Annotated in this window: 4 protein-coding genes and 2 pseudogenes; all 6 read left to right on the top strand. The window is 29.0% G+C overall.

Going from position 1 to position 5,385, the window contains the following annotated elements; all coding sequences use genetic code 11:
* The first annotated feature begins 178 nt into the window (after positions 1-178).
* Positions 179-421 carry an FtsX-like permease family protein gene (locus tag JJD95_RS19495; RefSeq protein WP_367114856.1) on the top strand — a complete coding sequence of 81 codons (243 nt, stop codon included), beginning with the start codon at positions 179-181 and terminating at the stop codon, positions 419-421.
* A gap of 201 nt (positions 422-622) precedes the next feature.
* Positions 623-952, top strand: a pseudogene (locus JJD95_RS19490) (polysaccharide deacetylase family protein); the annotation flags it as partial.
* 30 nt (positions 953-982) lie between these two features.
* Positions 983-1,627 (top strand): annotated as a pseudogene (locus tag JJD95_RS19485) (tetratricopeptide repeat protein).
* 583 nt (positions 1,628-2,210) lie between these two features.
* Entirely contained in the window at positions 2,211-4,157 is a 1,947-nt protein-coding gene (locus JJD95_RS19480; RefSeq protein ID WP_291645077.1) for an EAL domain-containing protein, read from the top strand.
* A gap of 428 nt (positions 4,158-4,585) precedes the next feature.
* Complete coding sequence (locus JJD95_RS19475; protein WP_291645076.1) at positions 4,586-4,879, top strand: helicase-related protein; 294 nt, start codon at positions 4,586-4,588, stop codon at positions 4,877-4,879.
* A 274-nt stretch (positions 4,880-5,153) separates the two neighbouring features.
* On the top strand, positions 5,154-5,385 hold a 232-nt coding region (locus tag JJD95_RS19470; RefSeq protein ID WP_291645074.1), incomplete at its 3' end, for a hypothetical protein.

Raw genomic sequence — 5,385 nt, 5'->3', positions numbered from 1 at the left:
TTATTTAGTGTATTCAAATATAGCTATTTTTAAACAATATAAGTATATACTCATTATTTTGGTTCAATATAATTCCCAGCAAGCTAAGTATATTTAAAATAGACCTAGGTCAAATATTGAGTTGTCTTAGGTTGACGGCTATGGGCTCTAACCCTCATAGTGATCATTCATTATTGGTGTGTTATCAGCAGGCATTGGATTGCTGTTTACTTTAGGTGTATCTAAACTCATTAATTCAGCAGTTTATGGTTTTGTGCAGAATATTTCTGAAAATGCTCATTACATGGAAGTTGCTAAATTACCACTTACTGATGCTGGTTTAATTTTATTATTCTGCGTAGTATTAAGTATGATTTCAGGATTCTATCCATCTTTAAAGGCTTCAAAAATGGATCCTATAGATGCTTTACGTAGTAGATAATTAAAGAGGATTAATATTTAGAAAGAAAAAAATGCTTAAACAAAAATAAAGGCAGTGAAAAGAAAAATCTTTTCACTGCCTTTTTTAAGTGCTTTTAAAAGTATGAAATGGTGAAAATAGTATAAAAACTATGGTAATAATATAAGGTTATATAGTAATTTATAATTTTTAAAAGGAATCTATAAAAAAATGTAGTAATTATTGGATAATGAATATACTACCATTACACTAGATGATCTTTATAACTATTTTAATAATAATAAACCAATTCCTAAAAAATCTGTTGTCCTGACTTTTGACGATGGATATGCAGATAACTATACAAATATGTATCCAATCATGAATGAATTTGGATTTAGTGCAACAGTTTTTATTATCACAAATACGGTGGATAAAGACTCTAACTATCTCACATCCACTCAATTAAAAGAAATGAATGCAAATGGAATTGATATTGAAAGTCATACAGCATACCATGATTTACTTGGAACCATGTCTTACGAAAAACAACTAGACTCATTGAAAGACTCTAAGTTGTTTTTAGCTGTAGCTTTTATACTTATGATTCTGTTCGGTGGCATTGCTCTTTCTCAAAAGAAACATGCTGGTATAAATCAAACACAAACCAAAGTCAGTGACAGCGAAGCTTCCAGAAAGGCAGACAGTGAAAATAGTCCTGTAATAAATAAGCAAGTTAAGGAAGCTGCTGCATTGCAAAAGCAGCTTTAAGATAAATATGAAGAGGGTTATAATGCTTTTTTTAAAGACGAGTATACGACAGCAATAAATCTTGAAAATGAATTGATTCAAGAGTCCCCTGATTTCTATAAGGCATATAATTTAAAGGGGATTGCCTTATGTTATTCAGGTGATTTTAAAAACGGCATGGCGAACATAGATAAAAGTTTAAGCATGAAGCCTGATTTCGGATATGCATTATTTAATAAAGGCTTGGCCTACGAATTATACGGTTATTATGATAAGGCTCTTTCATGGTATAACAAGGATTTACAAATTGAAAATTATGTTTGGACATATTACGGAATATCTAGTATTTATGGACGAAGGGGAGATGTTTCAAATACAATAAAGTATTTAAAAATCGCAATAAGCTTAAACCCTGGCATAAAAGAAATGGCAAAAACTGAAAAGGATTTTAATAATGTGAAAAAACTTGAAGAATTTCAATCTTTAATTAATAGTTAACTTTATGCTATTTAAATATGGATAATTTGTATGCTTTTAAATAAATTGAATTTAAAAGTTTCTGTTAGGACCTCCGAGGTCGTAGTAAAAACTGGAAGTTTTTACTTCCTAAAGTGAAGCAATCGCAGTAATTGTCAGCAAGTCTGGATCAATTTAGTATGGTGTCTTGGTATCACAGAGGGAACTGCGACCTGGGCGAGTAGCTAGCCCGGGGATAGATAAAGAAAAAATTGTAAAAATGATATGCTTCTTGTAAAGTAGACAGTGGAAATAATAAAATTGACTTAAACGGCTATAGTCCCAAAATTCATTGGACTAAGGCCATATAATCTTTTTTGTTTAGTATGTGGAGTTTGTTTTTATTTAATTTCAATGATGAAAGTACGGATAATTTTTGTTGCTTAAAAATGCTAATTTAGGTATAATAATAAGCATAAAGCTATTAATTTCTTGCTGGATAATTATGAAATAGGATATACTTTAAGCATTGATGATGATGTAGATGACCTTTGTAAATATATTATTGTAAAGCCTTGAATCCACTTGGATACAAGGTTATATAATCAACTAATGGGGGATTAAGGTGGCTAAAATAATAACATTAGGCGAATGGAGAGCAGTGATAGCATTTTCTTCTATTTTAAAAGATAGATATATAAATATAATAATTGGAATTATTATTTGTTTATTCATATTGGGATTAATCATTAAAATTATTGTTAATAATTTTAATGAAGAAAGAAAAGAAGTTAAACAAAAGACTTTAGAATTAGAAAATACAAATTTAATATTACGAACAAAAGATATAGAAATTATACAAAAACAAAATCAAAATATTCAAGTATCGGAAGAACTAAAAAACAGTGAAAAAAAATTCGAATCATTTTTTAGAATTGCTCAAGATATTATCTATGTAATGGATAAGGATGGAATAATACTGGAGGTAAATCATTCTGTAATAGATATTTTAGGTTATTCTGAAAATGAAATGATCCACAAATATTTAGGGAAGTTTTTAATTCCATGTTCACGGAAATACTTTACTGATAATATACCAGTTCTCTTAAGGAATGGTTCTAAGCGTTCAGAATTGAAGTTTATGTCTAAAAAAAGTGAAATTATTACGGTTGATTGCTGTGCGTCAGTTATTTATGATAGTAGAGGAAATGTAGAGTGTATAGTTGCATTTCAACGTGATATAACTGAACTGAAAAAAAAAGAAGAGAAAATCACGTATTTAGCCTATCATGATATGCTTACTAATTTACCAAATAGAAGATTTGGGAAAGAACTATTGCATTTAGCAGTACAAAAGCATTTAAGCAAAAATAGTAAGTTTGGTGTTATGTTTTTGGATTTAGATAGATTTAAGTACATTAATGATACTTTAGGACATGATATGGGAGATTTTCTCTTGTTAAAGGTTGCTGAAAGATTAAAAATATGTGTTAGAGAGAGTGATACCGTTGTCAGATTGGGTGGGGATGAATTTATGATTATACTTGATGGTCCTTGTTCTTTTGATTTTTTTGAAGAATTATCTAAGATGGCTAAAAAGATTATTGACAGTTTTTCAAAACAATTTAATGTAAATACAATGGAAATATACACTTCTTGTAGTATTGGTATTGCATCATTTCCAGAGGATGGAGAAGATGTTGAATCTTTATTGAAAAATACAGATATAGCTATGTACCAGGCAAAAGAAGCAGGGCGTAATAATTTTAAATTTTTTAGTCGAAAAATAGATTATCAAATAAAGAAAGAAATGCAGATAAGAGAAGAAATTATACAAGCTATAGAAAAAAAAGAATTTGTTTTATATTATCAGCCTAAAGTTAACATAAAATCAGGTAAAATCGTAGGAAGTGAAGCATTAATAAGATGGAAGCATCCTCAAAAGGGATTAATATATCCTAATGATTTTATCCCTATAGCAGAAAAATGTGGATTAATTAAGAAGATTGACAAATTGGTATTAAAAATGGCATGCAATCAAATAAAGAAATGGGCTAATAAAGGGGTTTGTCAAGAATGTGTTTCTGTAAATATTTCTGCCAATCAATTCAACGATATCGAATTTATTGGTACCTTAGATGCTATTTTGTCAGAAACAGAAATTGATCCAAAATTGCTTAATTTAGAAATTACGGAAACAGCTGCTATGCAAGATACATCTTATGCGCAAAAGATTTTTGGAGAAATTAAAAAAAGAGGCATAAATATATCATTAGATGATTTTGGAACAGGCTATTCATCATTAAATTATCTAATACTTTTTCCTATAGATGTGTTGAAAATAGACAAATCATTTGTTGACGAAATATGTTTCAATAAGGTGAATAAAACTATTGTTCTAGCAACAATTACTATGGCCAAAGCTCTAGATATAAAAGTAATAGTTGAAGGCGTTGAAACTAAAGAACAGTTAGCGATATTAAGAGATTTCCAGTGTGAAGAATACCAAGGATATTTATTTAGTAAAGCAGTTCCCGTTGAAGAAATAGAAAGCATGATTATTAAAAATTAAACATGGTCTATGGTTACCGACGAAGGATACACATTATGCCAAATTCTACAAGCGTAAAAGATTATTGTATGGGGTTATGATAATAATTGCCATTATAAATAGAATTCTTAAAGGCGGGTGCAAAATAATGTACATTGATGCACATACTCATTTAGATTTTTTTAATAACAAGATAGAAACATAAACTTCCAGTTTTTGTTAGGACCTCCGAGGTCGTAGTAAAAACTGGAAGTTTTTACTTCCTAAAATCCTGTAGAACGAGATGAATTAGTTTTATCAATGATTGGTTTTCTACGTAAAGATAAACGGTTTTTCATTGAACTAAGAAATATAAATGATAAAAATATAGATAAAGATGATAGTCATTGTATCAATAAAACATTCAAACGTGGTGATTTGCTTGACTTGACAAAGCATATGATAGATTTATGGATAATTACTTAAAAGCACCTACAGCTACTAGGGAAGCTATGAAGCTAAGAGTAAAGAGTAGTAATACTGTAGATATAATTACAGGTGCAACTACAATGGATGCAAGAGAAAGAATAAAAGCTGGATTCAATACACCATTCTATCCACAGGTACTAGTAGCTACAGCGACTATGCAAGAAGGTATTGATTTGCAGGTGGAGTGTAAGAGAGTCATACATTATGATTTGGAATGGAATCCAGCATCTATGGAACAAAGGGTTGGAAGAATTGACAGAATCAATAGAAAGTAAATATTCAAAAACAGATATAGAATTAGTTGAATTTTTGTGTGACGAGTTTGGCAAATGCTCAGTTGATAACTGAACCACGCACACTCTTGACTTCAGTCGTGAGTTAGTGGTTCTTTATGATAGTAAAAACATTTTAACTAGTTAAAAATAGAATATAAGTTCGTATTATTCTTGCAATAATAAATGAATATAATCTATATTTAAATTACTAAACTTTTACAATGTTACATTTTTTATTAAAATTTAGTAATTATTTAGCATAAGGAGGCCAGTTATGAATATAATTACTTGTTTTATAGGTGCAGGTGTGGAAGCATTATTGTATTACATTTTGAAAATTTACTTTAATCATAAAATGAAAATATTTTTAATTATTGCGAATTGTGTATTAATATTAAGTATAATAATTGATTATATATTTATTGGTAGTCAGGAATTATTTGACATTATGTTTGGGATAGAATGTTTAAATATAGTTATATGGTTTTATTACTTATTTGATAAGT

The organism is Clostridium sp. (assembly GCF_016650035.1).
Classification (GTDB): Bacteria; Bacillota; Clostridia; order Clostridiales; family Clostridiaceae; genus Clostridium_AD.
Note: the sequence above shows the minus strand (reverse complement) of the source record. Positions and strands in the feature narration are given on the sequence as shown.